This window comes from Vibrio sp. 10N.222.55.C7 (assembly GCF_041473335.1).
GTDB lineage: Bacteria > Pseudomonadota > Gammaproteobacteria > Enterobacterales > Vibrionaceae > Vibrio > Vibrio crassostreae_C.
This window is the reverse complement of the sequence record NZ_JBFRSC010000022.1, coordinates 18,934-36,125: the sequence shown is the minus strand read 5'-3', so window position 1 is coordinate 36,125 and position 17,192 is coordinate 18,934. Positions and strand designations below refer to the sequence as shown.

Genomic DNA, 17,192 nt, shown 5'->3' with positions numbered 1-17,192 from the left:
ATGGCAAGCGTAGAGTCTGGCGAAAGCTTCATATTGCCGTCGATACAAGCACTCATGTAATTATTGCAGCCGAGCTAAGTTTATCGACGGTTAGAGATGGGGAAGTACTCTCGAACTTACTGAAACAAACACGCCGAAGTATCCTTGAGGTGTCTGGTGATGGTACTTACGACACGAGAGCATGTCACGCTGCTATTAAGATTAAGCGAGCCGTTGCGCTTATTCCCCCAAGAGAAGGGGGCTGCCTTCTTGGAGCGTGGTCATCCTCGAAATCTCGCAGTGGGTTGCCAGAAGTTATACGGCTCAAATAAGTATTGGAAAGAGCGGTATGGATACCACAAACGTTCACTCTCAGAAACAGCGATGTATCGAGTTAAACAGTTGCTAGGAGGGCAACTGAGCTTAAGAAATTACAATTCACAGGTAGGTGAAACTTACGCGATGATAAAAGCGTTGAACAAGCTTACTGGGTTAGGTATGCCTGAAACTTGTCGTATTGACTAAAAAGTATGCGAAACGGGGTGCATCTATCTCTAAATTTAATTACGCAACAAAGCCTTCCCTACTCTCTTTGATTAGTTTGTTTTCTAGGTGGTACTCAGATCATTGAATAATATTTTTTTTCTTTAGCGAGAGGGAAATAGATGTTGTTATTATTATAAGAACGCCACATGTGCTCATCCAACTAGGGATTTCATACCAAAAAATAACCCCCCAAAGTATATTGAAGACCAAGCCGATATAGCGGGTGACTGCAACTACAGCGGCGTTTTCATGACTGAATGCCTTTGTTAGGAAAATTTGCCCAATGAGCGAAACAAGACCAATGGCAATTAGATAAATCCACGCAATTCCCTGTGGAACCACAAACTCATCCCTCATCAAGTAACCGGATACCAACATCGAAGTGAAAAGAAAATAAAACACAATCTCGTAAATATGGTGCCTCTTACTCAGGTGGCGAATAGTGATAGAGGCAGCCGCCGCAAAAAAAGCACTCGCCACCCCTGAGAGGGCATACAAATTAAATGTGTCGAAGCTAAATGGATTTACAATTAAGGTAACTCCAACCAAAGTGAGCGGAAAAAGGAATGCTACTTTTTTAGGGGCTTTTTCTCCCAAAATTAGGTTGGAAAGTAATATAACGAAGAACGGGGACAGGTAAGCCAAAATCACGGCGTCCGCTAGCGGCATGTGGGTAATCGCGTACACAAAAGCGAGCAGATAAAACGCCCCAAACAGGCCACGAAGCAAAAGCATTGGTATGCCCGTGGTAGAAAACCTGATACTCGCTTTCCACATTAAACCTAAAATCAGAACGGTTCCTATTGCGCTTCGGAAGAAGACAATTTCAGAGCTTGGAATCGTCAAACTGGCCGCTTTAATAAGTGCGTTCATGACACTAAAAATGAACGCAGAAAATATAGTTAACGCTACACCGTTGTTCATGATGGGTTTCTTTAAAGGTCGTATGATAGACGCACCCAACCAAGGTATTGGTGCGCTTGAGTGCGGGACTCTTCAATCAAATGGTGAGGGAGTTGAGAGCTACTTAACCAAGATTCGAATATACCTAGCACACGGTTAACGCTCGGTAATGCAATCCCATGCGCTCTGCCTAAGACTTGAAGCCAGTAAAGATTCTGTATATCTTCTTTAGGTATTCGAGGTAAAGACAACTTGCCTTTTTCCACCTTACCTTTGGCATAGGGCACGGCAGAGAAGTTGAAGTAGCACCCATTTTCATCCGGCTTAGAAAAAGGATCGATCAGAATCGCGCTGTATCGTACGTAAACCAAATATTCCTGCGCTATTGGAGTGAGCGACATAAACTGCTCAATTTGACGACGACGAATGGTTTCTGGATGCACAGGGTAGTTGTCATCATTGAGAAATTGTAACAAGTTAAATGGTGTTCCGTTAAAGTGAAGTATCAATCTTGATATATCGCGCCATAGCTCAACCAAAATGTGGATGGTTTCGGTTGTGATCGGTCCCTCAGGGAAAAGTTTGTACATGTACTTAACTTCTCTCGTCTCACTTAAGATATGATTGAGCGAGAAAGGGGTCATAAAAAATGCGGGATGAACGAAAGAGGTAATGTTTCGTCCTTCTACGCTAAACCCATTTTCCAACTCGACAACTTCAACACCGATATCCGCTAAAGTTTGAGTCAGTAGCTCTAGGACAGGGCATTTTTCTTTACTTGAGTAAGCATAAATACGTTTTTTAACCGCTTTGGTAAGGACACGAACGCCAGCTTGTTCCGTTATAAATTTAGTGGCCGCAAAGTAATTGGAAAATATCAGTACGTTGGGGGTTAAATTCAGTTCTGAAAACAAGCCTTTTACAATCCGGTGCCCACCAAATAAGGATGAAATGAGGACTACTATTTTTGTGGAACTCAAACACGATTTAGGTAAAGCCAATAGAACCGCTGAATAAGCATGAGATGGGGTGCCCAGAACCAACGTATCCCATTGTCCGCTTACATCGCGTAAATCTTCAAAAACCGCATCAAATATCACCTGCCCAGCCATTCGCTTCAAAGAGGATTTGGCAGCGAAAATATGCGCAATACGTTCGTTGTGTAAGCTTTCGAACATCGGCTGCCAGCGCTCTGATGAGCGGTTTACTAACCCAAGTTGCTCGCACTGGTTTCTGATGATTTTTGCTGTCTGAAATGCGGCTGGCCCTGTGCCAACGATTAACACTTTTCCTAATGAAAGAGTCATTTTGCGCGCTCCATCAAGACGGTGTCATATATCGCTGCATCGTTATGGATCTGTTGTGTTTCCCACCCATCCATTAGGTTTGGGTTGAAAGGGTAATTGAAGGCGGACTTTAAACCATTACCGAATCGAACTAATACTCGGTGAGAGTGGTTAAGATGAGGTCTAAGCTGTCTGAGTTGTTCCCATTTATGTTCCACTAAAGAGGCTACTACAACATGAGTTGGCCGGAAAGAGGCAAACTCAGTGATTAGATCTTTGCAGCTAAAAGTGGTTGACAAGTTGAGTTGGTTGGCCATTTTCACTGCCTGCTCATCAAGATCTATACCGTGCACGAGAGCGCCTGTGCTCTGAGATATAGTGAAAGCAGAAACCGGATAGGACCCTGAGCCAATAAACAGGACTCGAGAGTTGCTTTCAATTCCTGCTTTTTTTAGTTCAATTTTTGTGTTTTCAGAAAGTTGGTATAAATATTCGCTGATGTCGATTTGATGCTCTCTGGCACACTGAGACTGATGTTTTTCCAATAAACACAGAGCTTTTACAGCAGTTTCACGAAGCTGCTTGATTAAACGATCGTACTCAGGGGTCATATCAAAATCATCGCTAATGGTTTTAAAATTTTCTTGCAAAATCCAAGCGCAAAACTCATCAATTTTTTCTTGCAAAAGGACAAAACATTCACAATTTTCAAGGCTGTAATGAGTCAGGGTTTGAATTTGAGATTCAAACGTGGATAGAGAAACTAATAAGTGATATTGCCTTTTATTCATTGCCATAAGAATGCCTAATCTGTTTTAAGGGCTCGAACTGGGGTGACGTGGGTATGTCCATGAACGCAACAACCTACGTCCACATGAATCTGATAGATTTTCCCCAGCCTTTCAGAATCGAGCACGTCTTCTGGTTTACCGCAATATTGAACTTCACCATCATTCATTAAGAGAAGATGGTCGCAGTATCGAGCAGCGAGAGAGAGGTCGTGTAGGACCGCAATTGTGATGATATTTTTGGCTCGGGTATATTGACGAACAAGGTCTAAAATTTGGACTTGATGCTTGAGATCTAAGGCGCTTGTTGGTTCATCTAAGAGCAATACCTTGGGCTCAGCAACAAGAGATTGCGCCAGTGAAACCAGCTGTTGCTGACCACCGCTTAGTTGAGAAAACTGTCTAAGGGCGAGATTTCTCAAACCTAGATAATCAAGGATGGCGTCTGCTTTTTGTTCTTGTTCACATGTGATGTTCCAGCTCAGTTGATGAACCAAGCCCAGTAAGACAAACTCAATAACCGTTAATTGACAGGGAGATTTGTTGAGTTGACATAGGTACGAGAAGGATTGTAGCGGTAATCTCAGCCCGTCCTCCCCACTTGAATTAATCTTCCCATCAGAAGGAATGATGCCCATGATAGCTTTGAGCAATGTCGTTTTTCCTGCGCCATTGGGCCCTAAAATGGCGGTAAATTTGCCACCCAAAAAGTGGGCATCTACCTTCTTTAAAACGAGTTTTCTTCCAATTGGAACGGCAAGATTTTCTATTGAAAGCGACGTCATTAGATAAACCTCCTGCTTATCAGAAAATAAAGAAGGATCGGCACACCGACTAAGGAGGTGACGATACCAATTGGTATGATAGTGCCTGGGACAATCAACTTAGCAACAAGAGACGAGGTACATAAAAGCAACGCTCCCATTAATGCCGCCAAAGGTAAGTAGAAACGCTGATCTTCGCCTATTAGCATTCTTGCTAGGTGAGGAGCAACCAAACCAATGAAACCAATGGTTCCGACAAACGACACTGCTCCTGCAGTTAATAAGGAACACAGTAAAAACATCTGTAGTCTTAACTTGCTGGTCTTTATTCCCAAGGCGAGTGCACGCTCTTCGCCTAAAGTGAGGGCGGTGAGTGCCCATACCTTAGATAACGCAAAGACCAAACCGAACAGGAAAACGGCTCCTGAAACAAAGAAGGACAACCAACTCGCCTTCAGTAGACTGCCAAATAACCAAAAAACAATTTGCTGCAGCACTTCTGGTGATGCCAAATATTGAATTAATGACTGTAAAGCCTGGAAAAAGAAGAGAACGACAATACCTGCCAAAATCAGGATTTTTGCGTCCATATGTCGGCTGCGACCAATTATATAGATCGCCATACTCGCTAATCCAGATGTCAAGAAAGCGGCAAACGGCACGCCTAACCAATGCAAACCAAATACTGAAAAACCGGTTAAAAAAGCTATGGCTGCACCAAATCCAGCAGCAGCAGAGATACCAAGGGTATACGGACTGGCAAGTGGGTTGGCTAAGAGGGTTTGCATTAGACCGCCAGCGAGGCCGAGTGAGGCGCCAACCATAAGACAGGTGAGAGTGATGGGTAACCGAAGTTGCCAGACAATAAGTGTTGATAAGCTGTCACCAGAGGGACCACCTAGGAGGGCTTCAACAACTTGTTCAATGCCTAGCCACGATGAGCCAGTACCAAGATCGAATAAAGCGGAAAAACTCGTTGCCAGAAAAGCGCCTAGCAAAATCTTAATTCTTTGCTTCTGCATTCTTTGATAAATAGCGCCGCTGGAATGATTCAGGTCAGACGATGCTTTCATGCTTTCATTCATGAGTTACGCCCACCTGAATCATGAAAGTGCCTTTGAGCGCTTGCGGCATGTAGTTCCTAAAAAATTCTTGGTGCAATTTCTTAGGTTCAATATCTTTAAATGCTTCTGGGTAAATAGACTTTGCTAGATACAACAAGAAAACGTGGTCGTAAATAGTACGTGTTCCTGAGTGGTATATACCGTAGACGTCACCATTTTTAACTGCCGTCAGTTGATTCCAGCCAGCACGATTTAGGTAGGGGCGGTATCTAGTTTGCGCTTCTTCCATTGTGCTGTTGAAACCAAGCAGGGCGCTGTCGTTATGTTTAACCCAGTGAGCACCGGATATAAAGATCACTTCTGGATCTTGACTCAAGATATATTCAGGCGTTAGGTGGGCAGAACCTTCAAACATCCCATGGGCAAGGTTATCGGCCCCCGCCATTGTCAAAAGGTTGCCCCACATTGTCGTCGAGTAAGATTTACCGTATTCATTTGGTCCACCTGTACCTGCTTCCACATACACACGGCGTGCCGTGTGGTTTTCCAGATGCCTCGTAACACGTTGTTTAACCATGTTTACTGTGTTTTCGTATTCCGTTGCAATCGATGAAGCGCGTCCTTCTGTCCCCATTACTCTGCCTATAACACGTGTGCTAATGACGTGTTTTTCAAGCGTTTGAGCATTGAAGTCTACAACGACAACTCTGATACCATTCTTTTCAAGTATTTCAACTTTTTCACCAAGGGATTGATATTGCCACGCCGCAAGAAGTGCAACATCAGGTTTAGTTAACAAGAGTTTTTCGAAATCAAAAGTACCTGTATAAAGAGAACCTGAATCAATAATCGTTTCTAACTCAGGAATGATTTTTTTATAGGTGGTCCATTGAGATTGACGGTAATCTTTCCAAGAGTGTCTTGGGAAAATAGCCACTTTTTTGTAAGCATCTGGTCCAGCGATCGCTAGGTAATCCTCAAAATAAAAACCTAGGAAAATTTTTTCTGCCGGCTTTTCTAAAGAGATGTTTCTACCGAGCACGTCTTTGAACTGAAGAGCTGTAGAAGCAGAGGCCATGTCACCCAAAGCCAAAGTTGCCAAAAAAAGTGCTTTTACTTTTAAAAGGTGTCCTTTCATTCCCTCGACCTCAAATAGAACATTAATTGTTATAATGTAACAATGGTTCTAGGGTTGAAAAGATATATATTTATTATTTATATCTATTAAATATAAATAATAAAGCTAGGTGGATTTGTTGTTGCGTAATTCAATGGAACTAAATCAAGAACCTACGATATGATCAGCTACGTCCACCCTCTCTCGTAGCTCTATGTCTAAACCTCGTTACAAAACAACCAACAGGAAGCAATACAACCAATCGCTCATTAACCGTGGCTCTCTGACTTTTTGGATTGATGAAGAGGCAATAAGCGGTTGGGCGCAAAGCAAACAGAATAAGCGCGGTAGGCCACGTCGATTCAGTGATTTAGCTATCACGACAGCACTCATGAAAAGTCAAAAAACACGAGACGGATGGCAAGCGTAGAGTCTGGCGATGGCGCGTACGACACGAGAGTGTGCCACGCTGCTATTAAGATTAAGCGAGCCGTTGCGCTTATTCCCCCAAGAGAAGGAGCAGCCTTCTGGGAGCGTGGTCACCCTCGAAATCTCGCCGTGGGTTGCCAGAAGTTATACGGCTCAAATAAGTATTGGAAAGAGCGGTATGGATACCACAGACGTTCACTATCAGAAACAGTGATGTATCGAGTAAAACAGTTGTTAGGAGGGCGATTGAGCTTAAGAAATTACAATTCACAGGTGGGTGAAACTTACGCGATGATAAAACCGTTGAACAAGCTTACTGGGTTAGGTATGCCTGAAACTTGTCGTATTGACTAAAAAGCATGAGAAACGGGGAGACTCTGTTTCTAAACTGAATTACGCAACAAAGCCAATAATTATTGCGAAGGTGTAAATAATTTCTTGGCTTAATTAAAATTGATTTACGCTAGAAAGGCATTGTGTCATTAACGCACTATAACTAAATATCTTGATATAACTACTCTAAGTGGCAAAGGGTAGAGCACACATATGAATAATTTAATAAAGCACCGCACGGTTTTCATCACCGTTTGATTTGGATTTACATGGCTCGCACCACGTATGAAGGATTTTGATATTTCTTTGTTGCGTAAATCAGTTGAACTAAGTTATCGGGACCGATTAAGAGAAACGGATGTGCTATTTGGAGAAATAGTACATTACAGCGCTGAAGTGATGACTAAGGTGAGGTCTCAAAAAAGTGAGGTAAGGACGATATCTGTTTTTATTCCTACTGGAAAATACGACAAGTGTTTGCCTTACTTATAGACGTATATACATTAACTTAGAAACTGGCTTGACTGATTTGGGGCTAACTCTAACAAGTTAGAGCTTAATCGAGCGCTTGAGACCATTAATGCTCGTTTTGAAAAAGGGACGCTGACCTTTGGCTCTCAAAAGGGAGTTACAGTGAGCAAGGTGGCAGTATCGATATACCCATTCTAGTGACTTACTGACGGGTAAATGTATTTAAATAATCCTCATTCTTGGCTTCTTATCTCTTAGCTTATTGCTTCTTAGTTTTTTACGTGGGGTGAGAAATAATGAGGTGCTCTTTCCTTAGGCGTGATCCTTCGGGCAAGGCTTTCTCTTGGAGCTTTCATCTATGGCCTAGATTGGCATCACCCTAGTGAGCCACTGCGTGCCGCACCAGAAGGTGCTTCTCTACAAGCTCCTATCGTACAACCCTAAACGCCTGCGCCTCGTCAGTCTTCCTCGTTGCTGTTCGTCGTACCTCCTCACTCATTTCACTGACCTCCATTAAGTTCGAGTAAGGGCTTGTTGCCTTATGTGCCGATTTCCCTTTCGACTTGCATCATTTGATGGGGCTCGCAGGCTGTTTACCGTGCTCGCTCAGAGCCCCAATAACAAGGGTATATGAACGCTTCGCGCCCTTGTTATTGAGAACCATGAGCGCTTGCCGGACAGCCAAGCGGCTCCATAAAAGTGATACTCAAACAAAAAGGAAACTCCTCATGGCACAACGAAACTCAAGCCCAACTCTCTCTAAATCGATGTTCAGCGACCAGCGTTTCGCCGCTGGGCACGAAAGCTCACCAAAAAATGATATCTCCTGCCAGGTCGTTGAACGTGCAGTGCGTTCGACCGTTTCCGCGACTGTTTCAAAGGGACTTATTTGGGTGAATTCAACGGACTTTAATTCGAGCGTTCGAGCGGTTAAAGTGCATGAGATTTTACTTAATGAGTTTGGTTATACCGACTCTTTGATCTTGGAGGAAGGAAATAAAGGAAAAGGGGTGAGTATTGGCGTATGTGATAGAGCTACGACTGTGAAACAGATGCGAGAAGATTACGCCTATGCGAAAAAAGAAGAGAGAAACGTTGAAACGACCGCTAAGCATCAAGCGAGAGCGAAAGATCTTCTGACTATCTTGTATGGCCAATAACACGGACTGAGCGCCGCCCATCACGACTTTAAATATTAAAAGGGATCTATTATGTCTGTACTTGCTAACTACTCTAATCACAGCCTTTTCTCTGTAGAAGAAAAAGATATCTTGCACCATGCCGCGAGCATTTTAAAATCTAAGTTGTTTGTGTCAGAGCAGACGCCACTCAATTCCCCTGAATTGGTGAAGTCATTTTGTCAGGCTTCACTTGCTTCCAATGAAAGCGAAGTGTTTGGGGTGATCTTTCTTGATAGTCAGCATCGAGTTTTACGCACAAAAGAGATGTTTAACGGCACCATTGACACCGCATCCGTTTACCCGCGTGAAGTGGTCAAAGAGTCACTGGCCACAAATGCAAGCGCGGTCATTTTTTATCATAACCATCCCAGCGGTGATGCCACACCCAGTCAAGCCGATCGACGTATTACTCGACGACTGACCGACGCGTTAGCCTTGGTTGATATTCGAGTTCTCGATCATTTCGTGGTGTCTTTTGAAGATGTGGTGTCGTTTGTGGAGCGTGGTTGGATATAGCCATTAGTGAAACATGTCTCTCATTTACGCCTATTCTGGCGTGAATGACTTCCTCATCATAATGCTATAAACTGTAAGCAATTAAATAAGGTTTCTACTATGTCTGAATCAAGCAAAGTCACATTAAGCGTTGAAGAGCTGATCAACCTAACCGCTCATGCTGCCACTCAAGAGCAGTTAAATGATACGCGTAAAGAACTCGATCAGAAGATCGAAGCGGTTCGTCATGAGCTTTCAGATAAAATCGACACAGTTCGTAATGAGCTTTCAGATAAAATCGACACAGTTCGTAATGAAGTGAGTTCCCTTAAAAATCTCATTATTGCAACAGCCTTCGCTATGATTGCGACGGTAGCCGGTGCCGCGTTTTGGGTTGGCAGTCATATCAACGTTTAATATTCAAATATGTTTTCTTAAATGCCTCTTATCCTAGAGGCATTTTTTTTGTCCGAACGCTTCAACGCTCGCGCTAAAAGAATTTGAGCCAAAGGCTCGACCGCAAGCGGTCGCCAATACCGCTCTCAGTACCACAGTACGCCTATTTGCTCGATGTTTGATTCTATTGCTTTTTCATGGTGTCACTTTGTGGGTTTGTGGCTGATAGGTGGCTTTTTATGATGAAACCATTACTTTACCTTTCTTTGCTATCGCCGTGTTTCGGTTGGGCTTTTTGCTTTGATGAGGCAGGGAGATTTTATAATGTCGATCCACAGCTTTTAAAATCCATTGCAACGGTAGAGAGCAGCCTAAAACCGAATGCGTATAATGAAAATAAAAACAAAACCGGTCAAGTGATCAGTCGTGATTTTGGATTGATGCAAATTAATTCCCATTGGTTTGATCGACTATCCGAATTTAATGTGAATGAAACAAGCATCTATAACCCTTGTTTTAATGTTCATCTTGGCGCGTGGGTATTAAGTTCTAATTTTTCTAGTCATGGTTATAACTGGAACAGCGTCGGCGCTTATAATGCGGGTTTTTCAAAACGCACCGAGAACGCCAGAAAAATATACATCCAAAAAGTCCAATCGGTTTATTTTAAGATGAACGTTCAATAAAAGGCTTTGCACCATAACGGTGCAATGTCTTTGGCTTTTCCTCTCGCTTTCTTCCTTCAATTTCCAGATCCCCGCATCCCTCGTTCGTCAGATTCATTCGCCACCTGGTCGGCTTTTGTCTTTCGCTGTCAGTTTTTCCCGTCGCTTTGATTAAGGAACTCAGATCATTCGTTCTGAGTTGTTGGTTAGTTGAGTTGGTGACCACACACCACGCTAAATCGAAAACGATTTAAATGGTTGTCTGCTTTAAACATAAAGACAATACAATCAATAACTTATGATATAAATAGAAGAGTGAATATTTTGGGGGGGAAATTTTCAAAATTTCAACTAATTAGCCGCTGAAATCCAATGTAGATTTACATCATAAATGCATCAATTGTACTTAATCCCTTTTCGAGAAAGGTCTGAGAGCTTGTTTAAAGTGGAAGTGATGTACTAGTGATTTATTAGCAATTAACTCGATGTTTTTAATGATAAATAGTGAGCTTTTTTGCAAGCATGTGATTTAATTGTAATGTAGGTAAAGTGTTGTTTAGAGGGAAATCTAAGAAAGGATGGTGGGATTATGGCGAAAGCTTTTTCTGTACAGAGTTACATTCGGGGTGAATTGGAGCAAGATTTTAAGGTGTTCAGAGACAGAGAAAAGTTAGGTGATGCGGAAGCCGTCAGGCAACTTCTCACGCTGGCATTGAGGATCAAACTGAACGATAAGGAAGATGAGCGGCCGTCTAACCGCGAGTTGATGGAAGAGATGTATCGACGGATCAGGATGATCCAAGGGACGGGTAATTTAACCCACACACAAAGTTTTGATGGTGTCGCGTTCCATGAAAATAAAAAAGATGCAGTAGAAATGCGTAATTTGGTTTCCGCTGATGTGGATAAAAAAGTGGATGCTTATCTTGCAGGCGAAAAAAAAGGGTAGCAGCAGCTACCCTCTTATTATCGCTCTAACTCTCTGTCGATTTCTCTGTCTTCCCAATGTCTCTCTTTCTCTGATTGATTAAATTCCATCTCTTGTTGAGGTGAATATTCTTTTGGCTCAAAGTGGTCGAATGATTGGCTGTCGAGTTCTGTTTTCTCATTATAGTTGAAGGTGTCTAATTCCCTCTCCTGATGAGACGTGTGCGGCTCACTTAATTCAAGGTTATGTGCACTGTTATCTCGCTCTAGTTTATCAATGCACGATTTGATGTCCTCTTTAAGGTTATCATTTGACATGAATTGGATGTCTCGGCCATTAAAGTTCTCGACGATTTTTTCAATGTTGTTCGGGTTTAAATCGTGATTGCCATGATTTAATACAATAATGATGTTCTGTCTTAGTTCATCGGTAGAGATGTTTTGAATGTCGTTCTTATGATTGAGGTTAATAATATCAATCTGTCCTTGGGTTTGGTCTCGAATTAGAAACGATTGTTCAATCGATGTGCTGATGATGGTGGTGTTTAAATTCTCCCCTTGATGGAATCTTGTTAATTGTTTGGATTTCGTCCCTAGGGTTCTTGGGTTAATGTCTAGGGAGGTATCTTTATTTCCTTGAGTGTCTAAATAGGTCACTTCAATGGCTTTGGTTTCGCCTTCTTTATTGTGGATGTTGGTTAGCATTGCAGGGTGAAGGGATCTATCTTCGGATGAATAGACCGCCGGGTGGAATTTTACATGGTTGTTTTCAATGTTATTGACACCGAGCTTGTTTAAGTACGTTTGGGCCAGTGTGTTATCCATCGGTAAGCTTTGATTGATATAATCCTTAGCCCGTTCTTCAAACTGCGCAATATGCCTTGGGGTGGTGCTCAGTAATTTGTCGTGTTTACTGTTTTCCTCCAGTTGATATTTTTCCGGTTCGTTGATCATCTTGTGCGCTTCATTCATCGCGGCTTTATAATTCATTTCCTTATGACTCATGATTAGGTTAATCAATGCGCCTTTTTCGCCTGTGGTGTAGTCTTTGAAATACCCGCGATGCTCTCCAGTTAAGGTGACTTTAATGGCCGATTTTCCAATACCAAAGGTTAAATAATCCCGGTCTGATTTGGATTGATTCGGCTGGCCTAATAACTGAATGGCGAGGCTTTCGGTGTATTTTGGTAGCTGCGTATTGATGTGCTCCCTAAATGTGTTGTAGTCAAAGTCACCGCTTTTATTTTGGAACCGGACGTCCTCATGAGGGAGTGCATTACGGTTAAAGTAGGTGGTGTCTTTGGGTGGAATTTGGTTGAGGGTTTCTATCGCACTGGCTTTATGGCTCTCTTTAGAAAGCCAGCTTTTGACCAATTGTTTTGTGTTGTCGGTATAGAGCCGAATGTGCTGACTGGCACGAGTCACATCGATACCGGCGCGTCTTAAGTTGGTCAGTGCGCCTTTGCTTTGTATCGCGCTAATGACGTGTTGATAGGTGGACCCTTGCGCCATGTCTGCGGTTCGACTGTAAGCGTAGTCCCAGTGCCCGTCTTTAAGCGCATTAGGGTTAAGGTTGAGTGTTTGTCCTGTCTTAGATTGAGCGATAACACGGTCTGTAGTCGCTTGCGTGATGCGGTACTCCACGTTGGCTTTGATACTGCGCTCTTTATCGGTAAAACGGGTGATGATTTTATCGCCCGTTGAGAGTGGTTTTTCTGACGTAGAGAACAGGGTGGTGAAGCGGTGGTCACGGTTGCGCGGTAAGAATGGCCTAGTCTTACCTGTCGCTGCGTCTTGAAGTGTCACCACGCCATGCTCTGAGTCAACGTGAGTGATTGTCGCGTACTCACCGGGTCTGGTGCTCAATATCAAGCCTTTTTGATACGGCATCATGGTAGTGAGCTCTTCACCCGTGGCGCCGATTGAGCGTAGCCGGGTTGCGACGACGTTCTCTTTGCCTAACTCACTCTGTTTCATCAAACCGACACGGATGTGTTCGGTGATGGTGTCTCGCTCCTGGTTGGTGTACGCGATAATCAGTGTGTTGTCTCGCGTTTCGGGGGTGCGCTCTAAATAGTCTTTGGCGACCATGTAGGGCAGCTTCTCTGTGGCGGTGAGCTGCGCTCTGCGTCGGTCTTTGTCGTTTTCATCCAACGTGGAAATGACATGTTGACTGTTGCTTTGAGTATCAGGGGCTTGCTGCTGGAGTTTATCTAGGGCGCTGAGTGGCTGTTTATCAATGGTGTTTTGCTGTGCATTGTGCAGGGTGTCATTTTGTGGACGTACCATATCGGTCATGTAAGCGGTATCGATGCGGCCTTGGCTTATGGCCAGCTCAAAGGGTTTACCGGCACTGAGTGATAAAAGCTGCTCTTTATCGCCCAATTTGGCTGTTTTGGACTGACTGTCATTGACCAGCTTTGTGAACTCATCGGCTTGCTTGTTGCTGACCATGGAGCTTTCATCGAGAAAGAACAAGGTGTGTTGATAGTCACTGGCTTCTCGATTGCCTTGTCGGATGTCAGAGAGCAAGCTTTCCAGGGTTTGCGCTTTCACGCCTTTGCTTTCGAGCTCTGCTACCGCTGCGTGAGTGGGCGCAAGACCGATGACGCTTTGCTCTGGCTGCTGGCTGGCTTCTTTGACTAACTGGATAAGTTCAATATTGGATTCAAGCATGGTGGACTTACCTGTACCGGCTAACCCTTGGATGGCCACAAAGCTGTCCTTGGTGGTTGAGATAAGGGTGATGGCGTCCTTTTGCCCTTGGGTTAAGCGAGGCTTGGTATCGAAAAAGTCTTGCACCTGCTTAGGCGTTGCAAAAGGTTGATGTTGGCCTTTACCATCATCGATGTTTTGTAAGATGCGCTTTTCAGTCTCCAGCGCGGCTTGCGTCGTCCAGCGTGTGCCGTCACTGTACTCTGCAGAGAGGGTGTTGCTGCGTTTATTCAGCTCTGTTTCAACCTGCTCTTTGGTAATAGAGCCTCCGGCTTCTTCAAAGGCGTAACGCACCGCTTCCACTACTAAGGCTTTTTGGCTAAAAGCCGCTTCTCGCTCTGAGAGGTGGTTCAGGGCAAAGCTGACCGCTTTTTCGATGAGTGGGGCGTTTTGCGCTTTGGCTAGTGCTGACAGTGCCTGACTGACATCCTGCTTTAGCAAATCTTGGGTGGCGTCGTTTAGGTAGCGGTCGTTGACGTTTTGCGTCTGCAGTACACGCTCAATGGCTGACGGGGAGACCTGCTCTTTTTCAAGTGCGCTTTGGGCTTTGTCTGGTTTGTCGGTGAAGATATCAAGGCGCTCTATTTTTTCAGTCAGGTCGCTTATCAGGGGCTTAGATAGGGTAAATGCTTTGCCTGACAGTAAAGTATGGGCTTTTGGCTCAATATGGTGGGCGCTATGAACGTAGTCGTATTGCAGCGGCGCGTCTTTTAGGCTCTCTAAGTTGACGCGCTGCGTTTCCCCTTTGCTCTCAAGCGTGAGGCTTTCTTTGTCAATGTGAGTGACAAGGTAGCTTTGGTTCGCGTCCAAGCCAGCAGGGAAGTGTTTGCCTAGCGTTTGAAGGCGTTCGCCTTGGGCGATATTGAGACTTTGCGGTTTATTGATTTGCATCTTCATGTGCTTAAAGGCGCGACTGGACGGGTCAAAGGTGTGTGATTGTCCATCGCGTTTGCTGAGTGCGGTCATGGTGTTGCTCTCTTTGTCGATACTGGCGATGACAAAACTCTGAGGTTTGTTTTTCTCCCAATGGGTGAGTGTCATGCCTGGTTTGTAGTGTTGAACGAGGGGTTGTTGCGCTTTAGAGAGGTGGTGAGGGGTTTGAGTGAATAGGGTGGTTTCGTGTCTGGCGAGGGCGCCGGTATTTTTGAGCTGGCCCCGTATCGCTTCGGTTAACCGCCGCTGCTCGACGCTGGAAGTGGCAATCACTTGCGTGTTGGCTTTATCGGGGAGGTCGGCGTACACCCGCGCTATCCTATCGGTATCATTGTCATGCAGTTTTACGTTGGTGTTGCTGGCTCGCTTGCCAACCCAAGAATGACTCTCCACATTGCCTTTTTGATACAGCGAGATAGCGTTATTGGCTTTAAATCCCTGACGGCTTGATACGCGGTTAAGCATCACCACTTTACTGCTCGATTGTTTGGCTTTATCGGTGAGGGCCAACAATTCATTGGCGCTCATCTTATTGGCGTCATCGATGAGCAAGACATCTTTATTGGTCAGCGGCGTATCGCTTTGCAATAAGCTGTGGGTGGTGTGGCGCTGCTCTTCTGAAAAGAGCTGACCAACCCAAGCGCTGAGTGTTTGACTTTTGCGCTGTACGCTCTCCATGCTATCAGCCTTGGCTTTCACGCTTTGGGAGACCAATTGGACACGTTTACCGCTGTGATTACCTACATTGAGTAGTTGCTGCGCAATATCTTGTGATGAGCCATGCACATTGACCACGTGGAACTGTTTGGTGGAGTGGTACAGGTCGGTCAGTATACGCTGCTGGTTTTCAGAGATAGCGAGCTTGTTGAGCGTGCTGGATTCAACGTGGGTGCGCATGTGATGCGCACGACCTTGGGTGCTGTCGATAAGCGCTTGTTCGTTATCAATTAAGCCTTTGGTGGTGTATTGCCCTTTGTGACTGAGTCCTATCAAGTCGCCCTGCTTAATCATTTCATCCGCGACTTTTTTGATATCAAGGGCGTTGAGTTGCACGCCGCCTTTGGTGAACTCTGAGGCGGTGAGTTCAATGATTTTTTCAAGGTGTAACGCGGTGCTGTATTGCCCTAGATGGTCAATGGCTCTGCTGATGGCGGCTTTGGTTTCACCAAGTGGTGGGGTGTTTTGCGCTTCTTTTACTTGTTGCGCCATGGTGACAAGCTCTGCGGGTTCATACCCTTGGTCTTTTACGGTGCTTTGCCACTGTTTGTTGAGGTTGTCGTTACTCTGGTGGGTTTTGCTTTTACGAGTGTCGAGGGTCGCGACATCTCGCGCGGCGCGAGAGTCAAAGCCTAAATCGAGTGTGCGTTGATCAATTTGCTGTTTGCGAGTGGACGATGCATCAAGAATAGGCTGAGGGACACCGCTGATTTCGAACTGACCGTTGCCGACGCCTCGCGTGGAATAACCGAGGGTTTCTGCCTCCTTAGCTAATTGGCTCTGGTACAAGATACCGTAGTATTTTTGGAAGTTGTAGATGCGCTCGCCTGTGCCGTTAATGACGCCCCCTTTTTGTTTTAAGCTGGTTGATAAAGCGCGTAAATCCCCTTCTTGGTCTCGAGTCATGTTAGCTGCGAGAGCGTGCGAGTGCACTTGCATGTCGTTTTCACGGCTGGTCTTGTGGCGCACGACCGCAAATATCATCGAATCCGTATTTTCGTATTCTTGAACGCCTTTCTTATGAGTGACTTTGACTTGTGCAACGTCTTTTTCAAGCTCTGTTAAGGCGAACTTCACTGCGTTGTTATGCGCTTCTATTAGGCGGGTGTCCCCGCCAATAAGCGCGAGAACACTGATGGATTTAGGCGCAGAAAACGTCAGGTCGAAGCCTGATTTGTGTTTCCCCCTTTTCCCTTTAATAGTTTCATCACCAAGACTGCCTGAGAGGACCGATTCTAAGGTGGCTTGCTCTACGGGTTTGCCAGCCAGTCCCGCTTCGATGGCCAGCTTGCCATGCCAGAAGGTGTTTTCTTCTTGGTCTTTTTCTTTGAGGTAATAGTTATCACCGGCATCTTTTTCTAAAGAGACGTCAGGTAGGTCTTTGGGGGTTTCTTCGCTTAGGTAGTACTTTGCAGCGCCAGAAGCGGATTTAAGAGGGCTGATAGAAAGCATGACGGTGTTCCCTTGTGTAATGCCAATCACC

Annotated in this window: 12 protein-coding genes and 2 pseudogenes; 7 read left to right on the top strand and 7 right to left on the bottom strand. The window is 44.7% G+C overall.

The features are described from left to right. A pseudogene (locus AB4482_RS09255) lies at positions 1-504 on the top strand (IS5 family transposase); the annotation flags it as partial. Positions 505-603: 99 nt separating this feature from the next. Here AB4482_RS09255 and AB4482_RS09250 read toward each other — a convergent pair. From AB4482_RS09250 to AB4482_RS09225, 6 genes are read right to left on the bottom strand one after another with little or no spacing between them, the layout of a single operon-like run. Then, on the bottom strand, positions 604-1,449 hold the full coding sequence (locus AB4482_RS09250; protein WP_016800130.1) for a DMT family transporter: 846 nt from the start codon (positions 1,447-1,449) through the stop codon (positions 604-606). Between the two features lie 11 nt (positions 1,450-1,460). After that, positions 1,461-2,735, bottom strand: a complete 1,275-nt coding sequence (locus AB4482_RS09245; RefSeq protein ID WP_017100974.1) for an opine metallophore biosynthesis dehydrogenase — start codon at positions 2,733-2,735, stop codon at positions 1,461-1,463. Then, on the bottom strand, positions 2,732-3,511 hold the full coding sequence (locus AB4482_RS09240) for a hypothetical protein (protein WP_016800128.1): 780 nt from the start codon (positions 3,509-3,511) through the stop codon (positions 2,732-2,734). Before AB4482_RS09240 ends, AB4482_RS09245 begins: the two co-directional genes overlap by 4 nt. Before the next feature lie 8 nt (positions 3,512-3,519). Continuing rightward, the gene (locus tag AB4482_RS09235; protein ID WP_017100973.1) at positions 3,520-4,287 is read right to left on the bottom strand and encodes an ABC transporter ATP-binding protein; all 768 of its coding nucleotides are present in this window, start codon (positions 4,285-4,287) and stop codon (positions 3,520-3,522) included. After that, on the bottom strand, positions 4,287-5,351 hold the full coding sequence (locus tag AB4482_RS09230; RefSeq protein ID WP_016800126.1) for an iron ABC transporter permease: 1,065 nt from the start codon (positions 5,349-5,351) through the stop codon (positions 4,287-4,289). The genes AB4482_RS09235 and AB4482_RS09230 overlap by 1 nt, the downstream gene beginning before the upstream one ends. After that, the gene (locus AB4482_RS09225) at positions 5,344-6,468 is read right to left on the bottom strand and encodes an ABC transporter substrate-binding protein (protein ID WP_016800125.1); all 1,125 of its coding nucleotides are present in this window, start codon (positions 6,466-6,468) and stop codon (positions 5,344-5,346) included. Before AB4482_RS09225 ends, AB4482_RS09230 begins: the two co-directional genes overlap by 8 nt. 193 nt (positions 6,469-6,661) lie before the next feature. Here AB4482_RS09225 and AB4482_RS09220 point away from each other — a divergent pair. The 6 genes and pseudogenes from AB4482_RS09220 (at position 6,662) to AB4482_RS09195 (ending at position 11,366) form a co-directional block, all read left to right on the top strand. After that, positions 6,662-7,230, top strand: a pseudogene (locus AB4482_RS09220) (transposase). 1,178 nt (positions 7,231-8,408) lie between these two features. After that, a complete protein-coding gene (locus AB4482_RS09215) occupies positions 8,409-8,840 on the top strand; it encodes a hypothetical protein (RefSeq protein WP_102258042.1) in 432 nt (143 codons plus the stop codon). 51 nt (positions 8,841-8,891) lie between these two features. Continuing rightward, the gene (radC, locus tag AB4482_RS09210; RefSeq protein ID WP_016800123.1) at positions 8,892-9,377 is read left to right on the top strand and encodes a DNA repair protein RadC; all 486 of its coding nucleotides are present in this window, start codon (positions 8,892-8,894) and stop codon (positions 9,375-9,377) included. Positions 9,378-9,476: 99 nt separating this feature from the next. Further along, entirely contained in the window at positions 9,477-9,773 is a 297-nt protein-coding gene (locus AB4482_RS09205; RefSeq protein ID WP_016800122.1) for a hypothetical protein, read from the top strand. Positions 9,774-9,994: 221 nt separating this feature from the next. After that, a complete protein-coding gene (locus AB4482_RS09200) occupies positions 9,995-10,438 on the top strand; it encodes a lytic transglycosylase domain-containing protein (protein ID WP_029203697.1) in 444 nt (147 codons plus the stop codon). A gap of 568 nt (positions 10,439-11,006) precedes the next feature. After that, positions 11,007-11,366, top strand: a complete 360-nt coding sequence (locus tag AB4482_RS09195; RefSeq protein ID WP_016800120.1) for a hypothetical protein — start codon at positions 11,007-11,009, stop codon at positions 11,364-11,366. A 17-nt stretch (positions 11,367-11,383) separates the two neighbouring features. Here the strand turns inward: AB4482_RS09195 and traI are convergent, their stop codons facing one another. Further along, positions 11,384-17,161, bottom strand: a complete 5,778-nt coding sequence (traI, locus tag AB4482_RS09190; protein WP_372107103.1) for a conjugative transfer relaxase/helicase TraI — start codon at positions 17,159-17,161, stop codon at positions 11,384-11,386. Positions 17,162-17,192 lie beyond the last annotated feature (31 nt).

Bases quoted from the DNA above. Each gene is read 5' to 3' on its own strand.
- AB4482_RS09250 (WP_016800130.1), bottom strand. From the start codon at position 1,449: ATGAACAACGGTGTAGCGTTAACTATATTTTCTGCGTTCATTTTTAGT.
- AB4482_RS09235 (WP_017100973.1), bottom strand. From the start codon at position 4,287: ATGACGTCGCTTTCAATAGAAAATCTTGCCGTTCCAATTGGAAGAAAA.
- traI (WP_372107103.1), bottom strand. From the start codon at position 17,161: ATGCTTTCTATCAGCCCTCTTAAATCCGCTTCTGGCGCTGCAAAGTAC.
- radC (WP_016800123.1), top strand. From the start codon at position 8,892: ATGTCTGTACTTGCTAACTACTCTAATCACAGCCTTTTCTCTGTAGAA.
- AB4482_RS09200 (WP_029203697.1), top strand. From the start codon at position 9,995: ATGAAACCATTACTTTACCTTTCTTTGCTATCGCCGTGTTTCGGTTGG.
- AB4482_RS09215 (WP_102258042.1), top strand. From the start codon at position 8,409: ATGGCACAACGAAACTCAAGCCCAACTCTCTCTAAATCGATGTTCAGC.
- AB4482_RS09230 (WP_016800126.1), bottom strand. From the start codon at position 5,351: ATGAATGAAAGCATGAAAGCATCGTCTGACCTGAATCATTCCAGCGGC.
- AB4482_RS09225 (WP_016800125.1), bottom strand. From the start codon at position 6,468: ATGAAAGGACACCTTTTAAAAGTAAAAGCACTTTTTTTGGCAACTTTG.
- AB4482_RS09245 (WP_017100974.1), bottom strand. From the start codon at position 2,735: ATGACTCTTTCATTAGGAAAAGTGTTAATCGTTGGCACAGGGCCAGCC.
- AB4482_RS09240 (WP_016800128.1), bottom strand. From the start codon at position 3,511: ATGGCAATGAATAAAAGGCAATATCACTTATTAGTTTCTCTATCCACG.
- AB4482_RS09195 (WP_016800120.1), top strand. From the start codon at position 11,007: ATGGCGAAAGCTTTTTCTGTACAGAGTTACATTCGGGGTGAATTGGAG.
- AB4482_RS09205 (WP_016800122.1), top strand. From the start codon at position 9,477: ATGTCTGAATCAAGCAAAGTCACATTAAGCGTTGAAGAGCTGATCAAC.